Below are 17,156 nucleotides of genomic sequence, written 5' to 3'. Positions count from 1 at the left end.
AGCCAGCAGGATGCCGGGAATAGCGAGCCAGTGAGGGATCGATGAGCGATATCGAACGCGAAAGCATGGAATTCGACGTGGTCATCGTCGGCGCCGGCCCGGCCGGCCTCGCCGCCGCGATCCGTCTCAAGCAGGTCAATCCCGAGCTTTCCGTCGTCGTGCTGGAAAAGGGCGGCGAAGTCGGCGCGCACATCCTGTCCGGCGCCGTCGTCGATCCGATCGGCATCGACCGGCTGCTGCCCGGCTGGCGCGAAGAGGAGGGTCATCCCTTCAGGACACCGGTCACCGACGACCATTTCCTGGTTCTCGGCCCCGCCGGTTCGTTCCGTCTGCCCAATATCCTGATGCCGCCGCTGATGAACAATCACGGCAACTATATCGTCTCGCTCGGCAATGTCTGCCGCTGGCTGGCGACCAAGGCCGAGGCGCTGGGCGTCGAGATCTATCCGGGCTTTGCCGCGGTCGGCCTGCTCTACAACGAGGTCGGTGCGGTCACCGGCGTCGTCACCGGCGACATGGGCGTCGAGAAGGACGGCACGCACGGTCCGGGCTTTGCGCCGGGCATGGCGCTGATGGGCAAATATGTCTTGATCGGCGAGGGCGCGCGCGGCTCGCTGGCCAAGCAACTGATCGCCAAATACCACCTTTCCGACGGTCGTGAGCCCGGAAAATACGGCATCGGCCTCAAGGAACTCTGGCAGGTCAAACCGGAAAACCATCGGCCGGGCCTTGTCCAGCATTCCTTCGGCTGGCCGCTCGATATGAAGACCGGCGGCGGCTCCTTCCTCTACCATCTCGAGGACAACCAGGTGGCAGTCGGCTTCGTCGTTCACCTGAACTACAAGAACCCTTATCTGTCGCCCTTTGACGAGTTCCAGCGCTTCAAGACCCATCCGGCGATCCGCGGCACGTTCGAGGATGCCAAGCGGCTGGGCTATGGTGCCCGCGCCATCACCGAAGGCGGCTGGCAGTCGGTGCCGAAACTGTCCTTCCCCGGCGGTGCGCTGATCGGCTGCGCGGCCGGCTTCGTCAACGTGCCGCGCATCAAGGGCTCGCACAATGCCGTGCTCTCCGGAATGCTGGCGGCCGAGCATGTCTGTGATGCGATAGCCGCCGGCCGCACCAATGACGAGCTGGCCTCCTACGAGGCCACCTGGCGCGCCACCGATATCGGCAAGGACCTGAAGAAAGTGCGCAACGTCAAGCCGCTATGGTCGCGCTTCGGCACCATTGTCGGCGTCGGCCTTGGCGGCCTCGACATGTGGCTGAACACGCTGTTCGGCTTCTCGCCCTTCGGCACGATGAAGCACGGCAGGGCCGACTACGCGACGCTGGAACCGGCCGCCGCGCACCAGAAGATCGCCTACCCGAAGCCGGACGGGGTGCTGACCTTCGACCGGCTGTCCTCGGTGTTCCTGTCCAACACCAATCACGAGGAAAACGAGCCGGTGCACCTGCTCGTCGCCGACATGGACCTGCAGAAGCGCTCCGAGCATGATGTCTTTGCCGGGCCCTCGACCCGCTATTGCCCAGCCGCAGTCTACGAATGGGTCGACAAGGACGGCAATGCCGCCGCCGATCCCGCAGCCAAGGATGTGCGCTTCGTCATCAACGCGCAGAACTGCGTGCACTGCAAGACCTGCGACATCAAGGACCCGAACCAGAACATAAACTGGGTGCCGCCACAGGGCGGCGAGGGCCCGGTCTACCAGAACATGTAAGTCACAAGGTTTGCTCCGGACTAAACAAGATGAGGAGCAGCGCAACCGTAGGATTGTTGAATAAACCGCCTGCCTGTGTTTCCTTTCTGCGGCGACAGGGAGGAAGGAAAAATGCGCCTGGCAGTTCTGACGAGCGTTGTGGCGATCGGGGCATTGTGCGCCCCTGCAGCCTTGGCCGGCACTAAGGTGCTGGTCAAGACACGAACTTACAGCATTGCCGGAACCACCGGCGCGGCCCTGATCGAGGCCATGGATCGCAGTGGGCCGAAGCACGGCTTCATGACCCACGCCATCGCGCAGACCGGCTACAGCGTCGATGATTGGACCTTCGACGCCCATCGGGAAAACGGCGTCTGCCGCCTGCGCCAGGCCAACGGGACGCTCAATCTCTTCTATACCTATCCCAAACTAGTCTCAGCCACGTCGCCTGCGCTGCAGAAGCGCTGGAAGCGGTTCTTCGCTGGCGTCCGCGCCCATGAAGAGAGCCATGGCCGCATCGCCAGACAGATGATGCGGGCCACCGAAAAGTCGGTTCGAGGGCTGACAGTCGGTGATGACCCGCACTGTTTCGAGGCACGTCGCGAGGCAAAGCGCCGGATCAATGCCATCTATGCCGAATACGAGGCAAAGCAGATCGCCTTCGATGCGCACGAGCATCGCGACGGCGGCCCTGTCGAGCACCTCATCCGCGCTTTTGTGGGCCAGTAATAAGCCAGGTCGAGATTGGACTGCCGATTTTCAGCTTCGCGTCCCGCCAGGCAGCGCCGCAAGCGCGGTCGCCGTCTGGTGCTCGTCGAGCGGCTTTTGTTCATCCGACCGTAGCGAAAACTCCACCAGCACCGGCAGATGGTCTGAGCCGGTGTCCTCAAGGGTCGACGCCGAACGGATAACGATGGCACCCTTGCTGAAAACCTGGTCGATCGGCAGTCCGGCGAAGCGCAGGAAATCCGGCAGCCTTCTGTAGAGCCAGGTCGGCCCGACCGATGGCATTACAGTCAGCTTGCCAAGCGATGCGACGCGTCGGACGGCGGCGCTCCATGGCGCTGCGTTGCAGTCGCCTGCCAGGATCGACGTCTCGCCAAGCGAGGCGATTTCGTCAGACAACCCTCCAATCTGCCGTGATTGGTTGTGCGGCCATGGCCAGGTGAGGTGGATGGCGGCGACATCGACGTCGGTTCCGCCGAAATCGACCGTGGCGATCGCCATCGCGCCGCGGCTGTCGCAGTGCGGCTCCGTGCCTATGGCAAACGGTCGTCTGGACAGCAGCGCAACGCCGAACACGCCATTGGGATATGGGCAGAGGATCCGGTGGGGATAGGCGCCGGATAGCGGCCCAAGCTTTGCCTTCCACATCTCGGACACCTCGTCGAGGGTGATCACATCAGGCTGGGTCCGGCCGATCAGCGACAGCACCTTCTCAGGCGTTGGATTGTTGAACCTGAGGTTCATCTGCAGCAGGCGGTAGACTGGCTCGTCACCGGGTTTGGCTTCGTAGGCGGCCTGCACCTGCCATAGCCGCGAAAGCGGCAAGGCATTCGACGTGGTGGCAAAGGAGGCTATCGCAAACAGCAATGCGGCCGCGGCCTGCAGGCGAAACGAGGTGGCGAGCAGCGGCAGCGCGCAAAGCGCCATCAGCACCGAAAAATGGACGCGGAAATGAGCAAAGGAATCGAGGGCCGGATGCAGCGATCCGAAGGACCCGGCCACCAGAGCGGCCGAGAGTGCAAGCATTGCGACGAATGCCAGCGCAACCGTCATGTCCCGAACACGTGCCATCGCTTTGTCTATCGGCAGAAGTGCGGCTCAATCAAGATGACGAAATGTCCTGACCTGGACAGACACATGCGATTCGGCATTTACTGGAAGGCAGTTTCCGAAAAGCTCCTGAGTTTGCGCGAATGCAGTCGGTCCATCGGCATTTCAGCCAGCTTCTCCATCGCCCTGATGCCGATGGTCAGGTGCTGCGCTACTTGCCGCTTGTAGAACTCGGTCGCCATGCCCGGCAACTTCAATTCGCCATGCAGCGGCTTGTCGGATACGCAAAGCAGCGTGCCATAGGGCACCCGGAAGCGGAAGCCGTTGGCGGCGATCGTCGCCGATTCCATGTCGAGCGCGATCGCCCGCGACTGCGACAGCCGCTGGACCGGCCCGCGCTGGTCGCGCAGCTCCCAATTGCGGTTGTCGATAGTGGCGACGGTGCCAGTGCGCATGATGCGCTTGAGATCATATCCGGAAAGCCCGGTGACCTCGGCGACCGCTTCCTGCAGAGCCACCTGGATTTCGGCTAGCGGCGGGATCGGCACCCAGACCGGAAGATCGTCGTCGAGGACATGGTCTTCTCGTACATAGGCATGGGCCAGCACATAATCCCCGAGCGCCTGCGTGTTGCGCAGGCCGGCGCAATGGCCGAGCATCACCCAGGCATGCGGCCGGAGCACCGCAATATGGTCAGTGATCGTCTTGGCGTTGGAAGGCCCAACGCCGATATTGACCATGGTGATGCCGCCATGATTCGGCTTCTTCAGATGATAGGCCGGCATCTGCGGCAGGCGAGGGGGCGCAGCACCCTCACCGGGCGCACCGTCCCCTGCTTTGGTCACGATGTTGCCCGGCTCGACGAACTCGACATATCCGTCACCGCCATTGGCCATCAATTCGCGTGCACGGGCGACGAATTCGTCGATGTAGAACTGGTAGTTGGTGAACAGCACGAAGTTCTGGAAATGCTGGGGACTGGTCGCCGTATAATGCGACATCCGGTGCAGCGAATAGTCGATCCGTTGCGCGGTGAACGGCGCCAGCGGCCGTGCCTCGCCCAATGCCACTTCGAACGTGCCGTTGGCGATCTGGTCGTCGGTGCCGTCGAGATCCGGCACGTCGAACAGGTCACGGATCGGCCGTTTGATGCGCTCGGCAGCAGTGCCGTCGACATGCGTGCCTTCGAGGAAGGCGAAATGCAGCGGGATGGGAGTGGTCGATTCCGAAACCGTGACGGGAACGCCGTGGTTGCGCATGATCAGCCGAAGCTGTTCGGTGAGGTAGCTTTCGAAAAGAGCAGGCTGGGTGACGGTGGTTGAGAAATGCCCCGGCGTCGGCATGTGGCCATAGGCCTGCCGCGAGTCGATTTGCGTGAAGGAACTCGTGGTGACGCCGATCTCCGGATAGAAAGCCCGGTAGCGTTTGTTGTTGTCGCCGCCCGCGGCGAGCGCGGCAAATGAATCGCGCAGGAACTTGGTGTTGCGGTCGTAAAGCACCTGTAGGGCCGCGACGGCCTTCTTGGCGTCGTTGAAGCTCTGCCGGCCAAACGGCTCCGGCGTGACCACCGATTCAATGGCTTGGGGATAGATTCGCTTTTCCATGACCCAATATAGAGAGTTGGACGCGCGGTTGGGAGGGGTAAGGCGGCCTCAATACGCGCTGTCGGCGTTTTTCGGTCTGCTAACCGCGCTGCAGGCTAACCAGCAGCACAAAGCCGAGGCCTGACTTCCTCAACGCAGGCGCCTCGATCGTCGAGCCGGCATTGGTGCGCATCGTCGGCACGGCCAGTACCGGTACCGAAAGAACAGTCACGATGAGCGCCGCGCGCGGCAGCAGCCGAAGCGTCTTGAGGGTGTTGGCGGCGAGGCGGTTCATTGGCGTTTTGCTTTTCTCTAAAGGTTCAGCTCTTTGTCGTTTCAGTGGTGAAGATGGTTCAAGCAACCGAGTCGGCAGGAACTGGCGACGTCCCAGGAGCGGGACGGCCGGCCGGCTTCGGCGACAAGGACGGCGAACAACATGCCGAACAGGCTCATCAGCAGGCAGACGATGGTGAAGCGGCGGGCAAGCGTTGCGCGGTGTCTCCTTCAACACGCATGACAATGCCTTGCCCCGGCTGAACCGGCTCTGATCCCGGCGTTCATCTGCGGTTCAAAAATGGCTGATGATCTCTGAGAGGGTCCGCTTTGAGTGCAGCGACCCATGGCGACGCCATGGCTGCGAGACCGATAACATGAAAACGGGGCCGACTGGCCCCGCTCACCCCGGCAGGAAGGGCACGATCAGAGCTTGTGCCAGGTCTGGCTCTTGCAGATCAGCCCGCCGAGCACGCAGCCGCTCATCTTGAGCGAACTGCCGGAAAGCGAAGCCTTGCCCGAATAGGTCTTGTCGGTTTCCGGGTCGGTTATGGTGCCGGCATATTTGTTGTCGCCGGCAACCTTCAGTGAACCGATGTTCTTGCCGGCAAATTTGCCGGATTTGAGCGTAATCGAAAATGCCCCGCCGCCACCCGAAATGGCGGCAGTCGATCCGGCTTGCGTTTTCCAATTGCCTTCGATCGGATCGGCCCATGCCGCGCCGGTCATCATTATTGCGGCCGCGAGGGCCAGGCTCACTTGTCGAAACATGTCTTTCCTCCCTCAGGTAAGTCCAATCGGGCTCCGTCCCGGGTGTCTGCCCCTTACGCAAACGTAAGCTAGTCCAGCTCCTGGAAAAACAAAAGCGGTGCCGCGACGGAAGGGTTGCGGGTTTTTGCCCGCTCCCGAACGGCCGCGCCGGCGAAAAATGAAACGGGCCGCACACGTCTTTGTCTTCTGTGGTTAGCGGAGTCTTGATCCGCGCCTCGCAAGTTTTCTTCAAATCTTGTGCAAACCGGCGCGATTGCTGGCTTTGTATCCTTAACGAATTTTCGCGTTTACCTCTTGTTTTAGCTTTGTTTTCCTCAAATTAAGCACGCCATTTAACGACGGATTCAAGCCTCCGGGGCATTCTCGAAAGCATCGAAAGAGCGGCCGCCCCCGACGGTAATCAAGGACACCGAGGGACAGACGGAGACAGCTCTCGGGAGCCAGAACAGGGGATTTGAAATGGCACGTTTTGAAATGCTTGAAGCCGGCTTCGGCGCCATGGGGGCAACTGCCCAGGCCGATATTCTTTTCGAGTTGGGCATGATGTATGCGACTGGCCGCGATTGCGAGACCGATGTCGTCGCCGCCCACAAATGGTTCAACATCGCCGCGATCAAGGGTTCGGCCCGCGCCGCGGAACTGCGCTCCGAATTGTCTGCCGCCATGTCGAAGGTCGAGATCGCCAAGGCGCTGCGCGAAGCTCGCGAATGGATGACGATGCACTGAATTCGCCGGCATCGACTTCACAAGGGTACTGACCTCACAACAGGGACGCTTCGGGTCAAGGCCGCGCAGAGGGCCGGGCTCGAAAAATCAAGGCGGCGCAAGACGGCTGAGCCAACAAGATCAAGAACACGGCGGCAAGCTGTGCAATAGACAGGGAAGGCGAGCGGGTCCTGGCGCCGATGCGTTGGGAAGCTCATGGCAAAAGCCGCGACCGGCCGGAACAAGGCTGGCGCGGCTTTGTCTTTGGGACTGCGTATTGCAGGCCCAATCGAGTGCCGACGATGCGTCTAGACAGCCCCGGTGAAGGATGAAATTCTCCCGCCACTCTGGAAGAGGCGCGGCCGGGATGGTCGCGCGAGAATGGAGGAGTTGTGTCACCATGAAGAAATTCAGTATTTTGAGCGCAGCCATATTTGGCCTGATGATGACCGCGCCGGTCGCCTTCGCCGACGACATCACCTTTTCGGTGGTCGGACCGATGACCGGTCAGCTTGCCACCATCGGCGATCAGTTCAAGCAGGGCGCGCAAGCCGCCGCCGACGCGATCAACGCGGCGGGCGGCGTCGACGGCCGCCAGATCAAGCTCGACATCGAGGACGACCAGTGCGATCCGAAGCAGGCGGTTTCGGTCGCCAACCGCATCATCGCCAATGGTGTCAAGTTCATCGATGGCCACGCCTGCTCGGGCTCCAGCATCCCGGCCTCCGCCGTCTACGCCGAAGCCGGTGCGCTTATGATGAGTCCGGCTTCCTCGAACCCGGTACTAACCGACGCAGCGGCGAAGGCCGGCTGGCCGACGATCATGCGCCTCTATACGCGCGACGATGCGCAGGGCGCTTTCATCGGTCCATGGATCGCCAAGAAATATGCCGGCAAGAACGTCGTCATCATGCACGACAAGAGCGCCTATGGGCAGGGTGTGGCCGATGCCGTCAAGGCAACGATGAACCAGAACGGTCTCAAAGAGATCCTCTACGAGGGCATCAACGCCGGCGAGAAGGACTATTCCGCTCTTGTTACCAAGCTCAAGGAGCTGAAAGCCGACGTCGTCTATTTCGGCGGCTATCACCCCGAAGCCGGCCTGATCCTGCGCCAGTCGGCGGAGCAGAACCTCAAGTTCCAGTTGATCATGCCGGACTCGATCGCTTCGCCGGAATTCTGGCAGGTTGCCGGTCCGGCCGGCGAAGGCACCATGTTCGTCTTCCCGTCGGACCCGCAGGCGAAGCCCGAAGCCAAGGAAGCCATCGCCAAGATCAAGGCCGGCGGCTTCGTGCCGGAGGGCTTCACGCTGTTTTCCTATGCGGTGATCCAGGCCTTCGCCGAAGGCATCAAACGCGCCGGCAGCGACGATCCGGCAAGAGTCGCCGAAGCGTTAAAGAACGGTCAGCCGATCAGCACGGTTGTCGGCTCGGTCACCTTCGACGAGAAGGGCGACCTCAAGAACGCGAGCTACGACATCAACCAGTGGCATGACGGCAAATACGCGCCGATCCAGCCGTGATGGCCGCGGCGCCGTAAGACGCGCTGCTGTAATCGAACATGGCCGGGGTCAAACCCGGCCATATTGTTTTTGGCGACGCCTTTGTCACGCGTTCGAGATCACTTCGTGGATAGGGAAACAGCAGTCAACTGAGATTCCTCGGCAAAGCGAACCAGCACGGTGCCGTCGGTTACCTGCGCGCCTTCGGCAGCAATCTCGGCGATAACCCCGTCATGGGGCGCGGCAATGGTGTGCTCCATCTTCATCGCCTCCAGGATCAGCAGCGGCTGGCCCTTGATCACGGACTCGCCTTTGGCTGCACGCACCAATTTGACCAGGCCGGGCATTGGAGCGCGCAGGCTGACGGAAGCGGCGGCGGCTTCGTCGGCTCGGGCCAGCGGATCCGGCACGGCAAAACCGTAGCCGATTGCACCATCGAAGACCGTGACGTGGCCCGGCCAGCGGGCGAGGCGAGGCGCCGCGCGGAGATCCCGCGAATTGACGCTGTCATAGGGCGCATCCAGCGCCACCTCGAACCGCCCGTCCGGCCGCACCGACACGCGCGCGCCGATCTCCTGCTCGCCAAACTTCAGCAGGGTGCTCCGCGCTACAGCGTGGAAATGCGCATAGCCGGCCAGTGACGACCAGGGATCGTCCGAGGACGGCAAGTCGCGCGCACCGGACGCGGCAAGTGCCGCGGCGGCAATCGTCTCACCGCTCGGCGGCGGAACCGCCGTCAACGCCTGCTGGTGCCTGGCGATCAGGCCGGTATCGACATCGCCCGCCGCAAAATCCGCATCAGCGGCCAGCGCGGCAAGAAAGCCAGTGTTGACCGTCGAGCCGGCGATTTCGGTCTGCGACAGTGCCGCGCCAAGCGCTGTGAGCGCCGTCCGTCTGTCCTTGCCATGAACGATCAGCTTGGCGATCATCGGATCGTAGAACGGCGAAATCGCATCGCCAGCGCGTACACCGGTTTCGACGCGCATGGTCGCACCCTCCGGTGCCGGCTGCGGAAATTTCAAATGGTGCAAGGTGCCGGTCGCCGGCAAAAACCCTCTTGCCGCGTCCTCGGCATAGATGCGCGCCTCGAAGGCGTGGCCGGAGAGCGCGATCTCGCTCTGCGTCTTCGGCAGTTTTTCGCCGGCGGCTACCCGCAACTGCCACTCGACCAGGTCGATGCCGGTAACCATTTCGGTGACGGGGTGCTCGACCTGCAGACGGGTGTTCATTTCCATGAACCAGAAACGGTCGGCCTTCAGACCTTGCGAGGCATCGACGATGAACTCGATGGTACCGGCGCCGGAATAGTGGATTGCCTTGGCGGCTTTCACCGCCGCCTCCGTCATCGCCTTGCGCAGTGCCGGCGTCATGCCGGGGGCAGGGGCTTCCTCGATCACCTTCTGATGGCGGCGCTGCGCCGAGCAGTCGCGTTCGTGAAGATGCACGGCGTTGCCGAAATTGTCACCAAACACCTGCACTTCGATGTGGCGCGGCTTGTCGACATATTTTTCAACCAAGACGCGGTCATCACCGAACGCGGCTTTCGCCTCGCGCCGCGCGCCCGACAGTGCTTCAGAAAAATCATCGGGATGCTCGACACGCCGCATGCCCTTGCCGCCGCCGCCGGCGCGCGCCTTGATCAGGACGGGGTAGCCTATCTCGCGCGCCTTGGAGGCGAGCAACACGATCTCCTGCGCTTCGCCATGGTAGCCCGGAACGACAGGCACGCCGGCCTTTTCCATCAGCCGCTTGGCGGCGTCCTTCAGTCCCATGGCACGGATCGAGGCCGCCGACGGCCCAATGAAGATCAGCCCAGCCGCCGCGACCTGGTCGACGAATTCGGGGTTTTCCGAAAGAAAGCCGTAGCCCGGATGGATGGCCTCGGCACCTGTGGCCAAGGCCGCCGCGATGATCTTGTCGCCGCGCAGATAGCTTTCGTTGGCGGGAGAGGCGCCGATATGCACCGCTTCGTCGGCCATTTCGACATGCAAGGCGCGATCGTCGGCGTCGGAATAGACGGCGACGCTGCGCACACCCATCCTGCGTGCCGTGCGGATCACCCGGCAGGCGATCTCGCCACGGTTGGCGATCAGGATCTTGGCGAACATCGGGCCTCCACAGGCAGAGCTGCCGCCAACGGCGCGAATTCTCGTCACGCGAACTGCGGCAATGCCCTGCTTTGTAGTCTGGCGGTCAAAGGGTAGGCAAGCGAGGCCTGCCTACTTTGAGGCCGCGATTTCGCAAGCTCCCCCGGTCGTGACCCTGTAACGGTCGCGGGTGACCTGGCAGGATTTCATCGCCATATCCTCGGCAGCCTTTTGCGAGGGCGCATTCAAGCGCGAGCCGCACAGGATGTACAACGAACGCACCCGGGAATACGGAGTGGTCGCATAAGCTGAATGGCCGCTGGCCGCCACATAGGCCTTATATGCCTTGGTGCATGGCCGATCCGCGGTCGCCGGAAAATACGGGTAGAAGCGGACGTCGCCCTTGCTTCCAGCCAGCGATTCCGCCGCGCCGACATTGGGGCTCGAGATTAGAAGCAACCCGGTTATCAGCGAGAAGACTGCTTGTTTGACGCTTATAGATTTCATCTTTCCCACCCATTGAATACGTCGAAGGCCGACGAGTGTCGGTCTATTTGGAGGCAGCTATGGCGCAGGCCCCTGCAGTCGTGACCTTGTACTTGCTGCGCGCGGACTGGCAGGATTTCAACGCCAGCGCCTCCGCAGCCTTCTGGGATGTTGCATTCAGATAAGCACCGCAAATAGTGAATTCGGTTGCCCAGTTGAATGGCGTCATCGCATAGGCCGAGTGACCGCCAGCCGCCACATAGTCCTTGTAATTCTGGCCGCAGCCTCCGATTGTACCCGGCGCAAAATAGACCGGAAAGCGGCTGTCGCCCTTGCTTCCAGCCAGCGATTCGGCGGCGCCGACATTCGGTGCAGAAGCCACAAGCAGTGCAAGCACCGACATGGTTGCTCGCTTGATTGATAAAGATTTCATTGCCAAACCCATTTAAACCCCAAACACTGAAATATATTCGCCTACTTGGAGGCAGCGATTTCGCAGCCGCCGCCTGTTGTAACTCTGTAACTGCTGCGGGCGGCCTGACAGGATTTCAACGCCAATTCTTCGGCAGCTTGCTGTGACGGTGCATTCAAGCGCGAGCCGCAGATGATGTACAGAAAACGCACCCGGGAATACGGAGTGGTTGCATAGGCTGAATGGCCGCCGGCCGCTACATAGGCCTTGTAGGCCCTGGTACACGGATCCTTCGGGCTCTGCGGCAAATAGGGATAGAAACGTGTCTCGCCCTTGCTTCCCGCCAGCGACTCCGCCGCACTGATGCCAGGCGTCGCTAATATAAGCAACGCCGCAAGTATATGCCCAGTTGTTCTCTGAAAAACCCGCCGCCTCATCTTCGCCCAATCCCCATTGGTATTTGCGATGATCAATAGCCGTTATTCTTTCGTCTGGCCAGATCGAGAAGCAAAAAATAGTCTGGAGATGTGGTGGGTTGTCGCCCGCGCAGGGTCACACCCTGCCGAGTGCAGCAACTACCCGCTGATACAGTTCGGTCGTCGGCTCGTCGAAGCAGCAGAAAATGACGGTTTCCGGAACGATGTTCTGGCCGATGAAGGCGCTCACGGTCCCGACAGCAATTTGCGTCGCCTGATCCTTCGGATAGCGGTAGGCCCCGGTCGAGATCGCAGGAAACGCCACCGTCCGGCAGTCCTTTGCGGCGGCGATTTCGAGCGACCGGCGATAGCAGGAGGCGAGCAGTTCGGCTTCTCCTTTGCTGCCACCTTGCCAGACCGGCCCGACCGTATGAATGACGTAGCGCGCGGGCAGCCTGTAGCCCTTGGTGATTTTTGCGTCTCCGACCTTGCAGCCATGCAAGGTCCGGCATTCTGCCACAAGCTCGGGGCCGGCCGCGCGGTGGATAGCGCCGTCGACGCCGCCGCCTCCGAGAAGAGAGGTGTTGGCGGCGTTGACGATGGCATCGACCGCCAGCTTCGTGATGTCGCCGGTTTGAATGCGAATCCTCTGGCCGATTTCGCTCATCTCACATCCTGAACACGCCGAATTTTGTCTCCTCGATCTCGGCGTTGAGCGCGGCCGAAAGGCTGAGCGCCAGCACCTCGCGGGTCTTGGCCGGGTCGATGATGCCGTCGTCCCAGAGCCTTGCCGACGAATAGAGCGGGTGTCCCTCGTGCTCGTACTTCATCAGGATCGGCTTCTTGAATTTCGCTTCCTCCTCGGCGCTCCATTCCCCGCCCTTGCGCTCGATGCCTTCGCGCTTGACCACGGCAAGCACCGTTGCCGCCTGCTCGCCGCCCATCACCGAAATGCGGGCATTCGGCCACATCCACAGGAAGCGTGGCGAATAGGCGCGTCCGCACATGCCGTAATTGCCGGCACCGAACGAGCCGCCGATGATCACGGTCACCTTCGGCACCTTGGCCGTTGCGACCGCCATGACCAGCTTGGCGCCGTCCTTGGCGATGCCGCCGGCCTCGTATTTTCGCCCGACCATGAAGCCGGTGATGTTCTGCAGGAAAATCAGCGGGATCTTGCGCTGGCAGCACAGCTCGATGAAGTGCGCGCCCTTCAGCGCGCTTTCCGAAAACAGCACGCCATTGTTGGCGACGATGCCGACCGGCATGCCGCTGAGATGGGCGAAACCGGTGACCAGCGTGGTGCCATAATTCTGCTTGAACTCATCGAACTCGGAACCGTCGACGGTGCGGGCGATTACCTCGCGCACGTCGTAGGGCTGGCGCAGATCCGTCGGCACGATGCCGTAGAGTTCATGTGGATCGTGAAGCGGCGGAATCGATTTCTGTAAGGCAAGGCTTACAGTCTTGTTCCGATTCAGGTTTTTGACGATACGCCGGCATATGGCCAGCGCATGCTCGTCGTCGAGCGCATAGTGGTCGGCAACGCCGGAAAGCCTTGTGTGCACGTCGGCGCCACCGAGGTCCTCGGCGGTGACGTCCTCGCCGGTGGCCGCCTTCACCAGCGGCGGCCCGCCGAGAAAGATGGTCGCCTGGTTGCGCACCATGATTGTCTCGTCCGACATCGCAGGCACATAGGCGCCGCCGGCCGTGCACGAACCCATGACGCAGGCGATCTGCGGAATGCCGGCGGCCGACATGTTGGCCTGGTTGTAGAAGATGCGGCCGAAATGATCGCGGTCGGGAAACACCTCGTCCTGGTTGGGCAGATTGGCGCCGCCGCTGTCGACCAGATAGACGCAAGGCAGATTGTTCTGCAATGCGATCTCCTGTGCACGCAGATGCTTCTTCACCGTCAGTGGATAATAGGTGCCGCCCTTCACCGTGGCGTCATTGACGACGACCATCACTTCGGTGCCTTCGACGCGGCCGATGCCGGCGATGAGGCCGGCCGAAGGGATGTCCTCGCCATACATCGACCATGCCGCGAACTGGCCGATTTCGAGGAAGGGCGAGCCTGTATCGAGCAATTGGGCTAGGCGTTGCCGCGGCAGGAGCTTGCCGCGGGAGACGTGCCGCTCATGCGCCTCTTCCGAGCCACCGCGCTCGATGGCGGCGGCTTTTTCAGCAATATCGGCGACCAGCGCCCGCATGCGCTCGGCATTGGTGCGGAAGAAATCGGAGGCGGACAACATCTGAGAGGTGAGGGGGGCCATGGCGCTACCGGATCAGCTCGATCTTGCAGCCGACATCGAGGTCGCCCCAATCGCGATCAGCGGTGACGGCAATGGCATTCTCGCGAATTGCCAGCGCCAGGCAAGCCCGATCGCCCAGCGACAAGCCGCGATGCCGCGTCAATTGGCGAAGCTGCCCGGCGGCGATGCCCATCGCGTCGTCGAAAACGGCGATCGGCATGCCGAGACTGGCGAGGTCGTCCGCGGCCTGTTCCATGCTGCGTCCCTTGTCGATCAGCTTGGCGATGATTTCGGCCGCATTGACTGAACTGCATTGTGCGTCCGGCGCGAACCCCAAAGCATTGTCGGTGCCTTGCTCGTTGAGCAGGATTGCGAGCGCCGCCGAACTGTCCATGACGTAGGGCTTCATTTCGTCCGCTTTCCCGTTGTCCCTTCGGCGTGAAGCCGGTCGAGACGCTTGTCGCTTCGACGCTGCTCTTCCCGTCGCTCTTTCAGAAATTCGTCGACGACGCTTTCACCGGGCTGTTTCAACGCTGACAATTCGGCCTGGACGCGTCGCAGATTCTGCAGCCACGATCTTACCCGCAGCTCGCCGTTTTCGACATGAAGGATCATGTCCTCGCCAGGCTTCACGCCCATCTCCTCGCGCATCGCGGCAGGAATGACGAAGCGCCCGCCCTCGCCAAGCTTGACACGCTCGCGTTTCGCCGGAGCACGAAGCTGTGGTTGGCGAGCGCCGGCATCGAACCGTGCCTGCGGATCTTCGTCAAATCCGGACTTTCCCGTTTTGCCAGCCATGGTCCGTCTCGCCCGTGTTGTGGCACATATTCCGAAGTGTGCCACATCGTGCGGCTTCTGGCAAAATCTCAAAAAGACGCCATCAGGCGCCCTCCACCATGATTTCCCGCCCGATCAGCCAGCGACGGATTTCGCTGGTGCCGGCGCCGATCTCGTAGAGCTTGGCGTCGCGCAAAAGCCGGCCGGTCGGGTAGTCGTTGATGTAGCCGTTGCCGCCCAAAAGCTGGATGGCGTCGAGCGCCATCAGCGTTGCCTTTTCGGCGGCGAAGAGAATACAGCCGGCAGCATCCTTGCGGGCCGTCTCACCGCGATCGCAAGCGGCGGCCACGGCATAGACGTAGGCGCGCGCCGCGTTCATCGTCGCATACATGTCGGCTAGCTTGCCTTGCACCAGCTGGAACTCGCCGATCGGCTGGCCGAACTGCCTGCGTTCGTGCACGTAAGGGATCGCCACGTCGAGGCACGCAGCCATCAGCCCGATCGGGCCGCCGGCCAGCACGGCGCGTTCGTAGTCGAGGCCCGACATCAGCACCTCGACGCCGCGCCCTTCCTCGTGCAGCACATTGTCGAACGGCACTTCGACATCCTCGAACACCAGCTCGCCGGTGTTCGAGCCGCGCATGCCAAGCTTGTCGAGCTTTTGCGCCACGGAAAAACCGGCAAAAGCCTTTTCGACGATGAAAGCGGTGATGCCGCGCGAATTGAGTTCCGGATCGGTCTTGGCGTAGACGACCAGCGTCTCGGCGTCCGGCCCGTTGGTGATCCACATTTTGGTGCCGTTCAGCACATAGCGATCGTTGCGCTTTTCGGCGCGCAGGCGCAGCGACACCACATCGGAGCCGGCACCCGATTCCGACATCGCCAGTGCGCCGACTTTTTCGCCGCTGCAGAGCGAAGGCAGATACTTTTCCTTCTGCGCCTGCGTTGCCCAGCGGTTGATCTGGTTGACGCAGAGGTTGGAATGGGCGCCGTAGGAGAGGCCGACCGAGGCCGAGGCGCGCGAAATCTCCTCCATCGCCACGACATGGGCGAGGTAGCCCATGCCGCTGCCGCCGAAATCGGGATCGGCGGTGATGCCGAGCAGGCCGAGCCCGCCGAGCTCCGCCCACAGATGTGCCGGGAATTCGTTCGAGCGGTCGATCTCGGCGGCGATCGGTGCGATCTTTTCCTGGGCGAAGCGCCGCACCAGGTCGCGCAGCGCCTCGATGTCTTCGTCAAGCCCGAAGTTGAGCGTATGCGTGTACATGCCGTTCCTCCCGGCGCACGACCGCGAAAATCGGGATCATGCGCGAAATCAAAGTGCTGCAGCGTCCGTTGCGCGCTCGAATGGACGCACGGCGCCGTGGCTCGTCCTCGCGCCATCGCTCTTTGCTCCAACAAGGCGCATTGTCATTGCTAGATATGTAGCGGTGACTTCGGCGATCGACAGCCGTTCGCCCGGCCGGAACCAGACGATGACGCCGGTCATCATCTGGATCAGCGCCATGGCGGTGAGCCCGGTGTCTTCGATGCTGAATAACCCCGCTTCGACGCCGTCGCGCAGGATGGCGCGCAGCTCCTTCTCGTAGGCCGTGCGCATGCGCAGGATCTGCGTGAGTTTTTCATGCGACAGGCTGCGCAGCTCCATGTTCGAGACATGGGTGGAGTGGCGGCGTTCGATATGGAAAGCGATGTGGTTTTCCACATAAGCGGCAAGCCGCGCTGCCGGATCGGCACCGACAGGGCGTGTTGCGCGCCACGCCTCGATCAAGCCTTCCATATGCTCATGCATCAGCACGAACAGAAGATCCTGCTTGGTCGGGAAGTAGCGGTACAGCGCCGCTGCCTGGACGCCGACCTCGGCCGCCAGCTGGCGCATCGACATCGCCTCGTAGCCGAGACGCGCAATCAGGCTGACCGCCGCCTCGCGGACCGCAGCTTCGGTCTTCTCTCCGTCGGAACCGGTCGTACGCGCCATGACAAGCCGCCTTTTCGCGGACAATAAAACAAACGTTCAATTAATTCAAGGACCGAGGCATGTCCGGGCAGGGTGGCTTCAGATTTGCTCTATCTGCGCCCTGGAGAATTTTGTGCGATGGAAGCGAATGAGCAGGATCATGCCTTGCTAGGCAACAATCCTGAAACCCGCGGACATATCGCGAACCTCGATCTCCTCGACGTCGACCTTCGAAACCGCTGCCCCCGGCGGCCCTTGCCAAAGCCGTTCGATCATTGTCGAGACCGCCGCACCGGTCCCTGCGATCAAGGCTGTCACCGAGCCGTCAACTTCGTTGCGCACCCACCCGGCAAGGCCAAGCGCCGACGCCTCGCGCCGCGCCCAGACCCGGTAGCTGACGCCTTGCACCTTGCCGTATATGCGTACCTGCACCGTACGATCGGTCATCGCGCTCTCC

The 17,156-nt window shown here is 62.0% G+C and carries 19 protein-coding genes; 4 read left to right on the top strand and 15 right to left on the bottom strand.

What is annotated here, in order from left to right; genetic code table 11:
• The first annotated feature begins 41 nt into the window (after positions 1–41).
• Positions 42–1,721 (top strand): electron transfer flavoprotein-ubiquinone oxidoreductase, encoded by a 1,680-nt coding sequence (locus NKJ55_RS05670; protein ID WP_352449030.1) that lies wholly within the window; start codon positions 42–44, stop codon positions 1,719–1,721.
• A 111-nt stretch (positions 1,722–1,832) separates the two neighbouring features.
• Positions 1,833–2,429 (top strand): DUF922 domain-containing protein, encoded by a 597-nt coding sequence (locus tag NKJ55_RS05665; RefSeq protein WP_352449029.1) that lies wholly within the window; start codon positions 1,833–1,835, stop codon positions 2,427–2,429.
• A 30-nt stretch (positions 2,430–2,459) separates the two neighbouring features.
• Here the strand turns inward: NKJ55_RS05665 and NKJ55_RS05660 are convergent, their stop codons facing one another.
• The 4 genes from NKJ55_RS05660 to NKJ55_RS05645 form a co-directional block, all read right to left on the bottom strand.
• Positions 2,460–3,497: an endonuclease/exonuclease/phosphatase family protein gene (locus NKJ55_RS05660; RefSeq protein WP_352449028.1), complete on the bottom strand. Its 1,038-nt coding sequence runs from the start codon at positions 3,495–3,497 to the stop codon at positions 2,460–2,462.
• A gap of 80 nt (positions 3,498–3,577) precedes the next feature.
• A complete protein-coding gene (locus NKJ55_RS05655) occupies positions 3,578–5,080 on the bottom strand; it encodes an AMP nucleosidase (protein WP_023677804.1) in 1,503 nt (500 codons plus the stop codon).
• Positions 5,081–5,159: 79 nt separating this feature from the next.
• Positions 5,160–5,354, bottom strand: a complete 195-nt coding sequence (locus NKJ55_RS05650) for a hypothetical protein (RefSeq protein WP_352449027.1) — start codon at positions 5,352–5,354, stop codon at positions 5,160–5,162.
• 404 nt (positions 5,355–5,758) lie between these two features.
• Complete coding sequence (locus NKJ55_RS05645) at positions 5,759–6,103, bottom strand: DUF2147 domain-containing protein (RefSeq protein WP_023677801.1); 345 nt, start codon at positions 6,101–6,103, stop codon at positions 5,759–5,761.
• A 459-nt stretch (positions 6,104–6,562) separates the two neighbouring features.
• On the opposite strand from NKJ55_RS05645, the gene NKJ55_RS05640 reads away from it, so the two are divergent.
• A complete protein-coding gene (locus NKJ55_RS05640) occupies positions 6,563–6,829 on the top strand; it encodes an SEL1-like repeat protein (protein ID WP_010915070.1) in 267 nt (88 codons plus the stop codon).
• A 379-nt stretch (positions 6,830–7,208) separates the two neighbouring features.
• Positions 7,209–8,330: a branched-chain amino acid ABC transporter substrate-binding protein gene (locus NKJ55_RS05635; RefSeq protein WP_352449026.1), complete on the top strand. Its 1,122-nt coding sequence runs from the start codon at positions 7,209–7,211 to the stop codon at positions 8,328–8,330.
• Between the two features lie 98 nt (positions 8,331–8,428).
• Here the strand turns inward: NKJ55_RS05635 and NKJ55_RS05630 are convergent, their stop codons facing one another.
• The 11 genes from NKJ55_RS05630 to NKJ55_RS05580 all read right to left on the bottom strand — a co-directional run bounded on the left by NKJ55_RS05630 (position 8,429) and on the right by NKJ55_RS05580 (position 17,146).
• Positions 8,429–10,417, bottom strand: coding sequence for an acetyl/propionyl/methylcrotonyl-CoA carboxylase subunit alpha (locus NKJ55_RS05630; RefSeq protein WP_352449025.1), 1,989 nt, complete (start codon positions 10,415–10,417; stop codon positions 8,429–8,431).
• Between the two features lie 111 nt (positions 10,418–10,528).
• Complete coding sequence (locus tag NKJ55_RS05625; RefSeq protein ID WP_023677798.1) at positions 10,529–10,903, bottom strand: hypothetical protein; 375 nt, start codon at positions 10,901–10,903, stop codon at positions 10,529–10,531.
• Between the two features lie 43 nt (positions 10,904–10,946).
• Positions 10,947–11,327, bottom strand: coding sequence for a hypothetical protein (locus NKJ55_RS05620; protein WP_352449024.1), 381 nt, complete (start codon positions 11,325–11,327; stop codon positions 10,947–10,949).
• A 29-nt stretch (positions 11,328–11,356) separates the two neighbouring features.
• Positions 11,357–11,731, bottom strand: a complete 375-nt coding sequence (locus NKJ55_RS05615; RefSeq protein ID WP_352449216.1) for a hypothetical protein — start codon at positions 11,729–11,731, stop codon at positions 11,357–11,359.
• Between the two features lie 115 nt (positions 11,732–11,846).
• Positions 11,847–12,377 carry an O-acetyl-ADP-ribose deacetylase gene (locus NKJ55_RS05610; protein WP_352449023.1) on the bottom strand — a complete coding sequence of 177 codons (531 nt, stop codon included), beginning with the start codon at positions 12,375–12,377 and terminating at the stop codon, positions 11,847–11,849.
• A gap of 1 nt (position 12,378) precedes the next feature.
• The gene (locus NKJ55_RS05605; protein ID WP_352449022.1) at positions 12,379–13,986 is read right to left on the bottom strand and encodes a carboxyl transferase domain-containing protein; all 1,608 of its coding nucleotides are present in this window, start codon (positions 13,984–13,986) and stop codon (positions 12,379–12,381) included.
• 4 nt (positions 13,987–13,990) lie between these two features.
• The gene (locus NKJ55_RS05600) at positions 13,991–14,374 is read right to left on the bottom strand and encodes a type II toxin-antitoxin system VapC family toxin (RefSeq protein ID WP_023677795.1); all 384 of its coding nucleotides are present in this window, start codon (positions 14,372–14,374) and stop codon (positions 13,991–13,993) included.
• On the bottom strand, positions 14,371–14,763 hold the full coding sequence (locus NKJ55_RS05595; RefSeq protein WP_352449021.1) for an AbrB/MazE/SpoVT family DNA-binding domain-containing protein: 393 nt from the start codon (positions 14,761–14,763) through the stop codon (positions 14,371–14,373). The genes NKJ55_RS05600 and NKJ55_RS05595 overlap by 4 nt, the downstream gene beginning before the upstream one ends.
• 82 nt (positions 14,764–14,845) lie before the next feature.
• Positions 14,846–16,009 carry an isovaleryl-CoA dehydrogenase gene (locus NKJ55_RS05590; protein WP_352449020.1) on the bottom strand — a complete coding sequence of 388 codons (1,164 nt, stop codon included), beginning with the start codon at positions 16,007–16,009 and terminating at the stop codon, positions 14,846–14,848.
• Positions 16,010–16,057: 48 nt separating this feature from the next.
• Positions 16,058–16,720, bottom strand: a complete 663-nt coding sequence (locus tag NKJ55_RS05585; RefSeq protein WP_352449019.1) for a TetR/AcrR family transcriptional regulator — start codon at positions 16,718–16,720, stop codon at positions 16,058–16,060.
• Positions 16,721–16,867: 147 nt separating this feature from the next.
• Positions 16,868–17,146 carry an acylphosphatase gene (locus NKJ55_RS05580; RefSeq protein WP_352449018.1) on the bottom strand — a complete coding sequence of 93 codons (279 nt, stop codon included), beginning with the start codon at positions 17,144–17,146 and terminating at the stop codon, positions 16,868–16,870.
• Positions 17,147–17,156 lie beyond the last annotated feature (10 nt).

Origin of the sequence: Mesorhizobium sp. M0106 (assembly GCF_040322715.1) — a bacterium.
Classification (GTDB): Bacteria; Pseudomonadota; Alphaproteobacteria; order Rhizobiales; family Rhizobiaceae; genus Mesorhizobium.
Note: the sequence above shows the minus strand (reverse complement) of the source record. Positions and strands in the feature narration are given on the sequence as shown.

Excerpts from the sequence above, each read along its gene's own strand:
- NKJ55_RS05670 (WP_352449030.1), top strand. The coding sequence starts at position 42 with ATGAGCGATATCGAACGCGAAAGCATGGAATTCGACGTGGTCATCGTC.
- NKJ55_RS05665 (WP_352449029.1), top strand. The coding sequence starts at position 1,833 with ATGCGCCTGGCAGTTCTGACGAGCGTTGTGGCGATCGGGGCATTGTGC.
- NKJ55_RS05660 (WP_352449028.1), bottom strand. The coding sequence starts at position 3,497 with ATGGCACGTGTTCGGGACATGACGGTTGCGCTGGCATTCGTCGCAATG.
- NKJ55_RS05655 (WP_023677804.1), bottom strand. The coding sequence starts at position 5,080 with ATGGAAAAGCGAATCTATCCCCAAGCCATTGAATCGGTGGTCACGCCG.
- NKJ55_RS05650 (WP_352449027.1), bottom strand. The coding sequence starts at position 5,354 with ATGAACCGCCTCGCCGCCAACACCCTCAAGACGCTTCGGCTGCTGCCG.
- NKJ55_RS05645 (WP_023677801.1), bottom strand. The coding sequence starts at position 6,103 with ATGTTTCGACAAGTGAGCCTGGCCCTCGCGGCCGCAATAATGATGACC.
- NKJ55_RS05640 (WP_010915070.1), top strand. The coding sequence starts at position 6,563 with ATGGCACGTTTTGAAATGCTTGAAGCCGGCTTCGGCGCCATGGGGGCA.
- NKJ55_RS05635 (WP_352449026.1), top strand. The coding sequence starts at position 7,209 with ATGAAGAAATTCAGTATTTTGAGCGCAGCCATATTTGGCCTGATGATG.
- NKJ55_RS05630 (WP_352449025.1), bottom strand. The coding sequence starts at position 10,417 with ATGTTCGCCAAGATCCTGATCGCCAACCGTGGCGAGATCGCCTGCCGG.
- NKJ55_RS05625 (WP_023677798.1), bottom strand. The coding sequence starts at position 10,903 with ATGAAATCTATAAGCGTCAAACAAGCAGTCTTCTCGCTGATAACCGGG.
- NKJ55_RS05620 (WP_352449024.1), bottom strand. The coding sequence starts at position 11,327 with ATGGGTTTGGCAATGAAATCTTTATCAATCAAGCGAGCAACCATGTCG.
- NKJ55_RS05615 (WP_352449216.1), bottom strand. The coding sequence starts at position 11,731 with ATGAGGCGGCGGGTTTTTCAGAGAACAACTGGGCATATACTTGCGGCG.
- NKJ55_RS05610 (WP_352449023.1), bottom strand. The coding sequence starts at position 12,377 with ATGAGCGAAATCGGCCAGAGGATTCGCATTCAAACCGGCGACATCACG.
- NKJ55_RS05605 (WP_352449022.1), bottom strand. The coding sequence starts at position 13,986 with ATGGCCCCCCTCACCTCTCAGATGTTGTCCGCCTCCGATTTCTTCCGC.
- NKJ55_RS05600 (WP_023677795.1), bottom strand. The coding sequence starts at position 14,374 with ATGAAGCCCTACGTCATGGACAGTTCGGCGGCGCTCGCAATCCTGCTC.
- NKJ55_RS05595 (WP_352449021.1), bottom strand. The coding sequence starts at position 14,763 with ATGGCTGGCAAAACGGGAAAGTCCGGATTTGACGAAGATCCGCAGGCA.
- NKJ55_RS05590 (WP_352449020.1), bottom strand. The coding sequence starts at position 16,009 with ATGTACACGCATACGCTCAACTTCGGGCTTGACGAAGACATCGAGGCG.
- NKJ55_RS05585 (WP_352449019.1), bottom strand. The coding sequence starts at position 16,720 with ATGGCGCGTACGACCGGTTCCGACGGAGAGAAGACCGAAGCTGCGGTC.
- NKJ55_RS05580 (WP_352449018.1), bottom strand. The coding sequence starts at position 17,146 with ATGACCGATCGTACGGTGCAGGTACGCATATACGGCAAGGTGCAAGGC.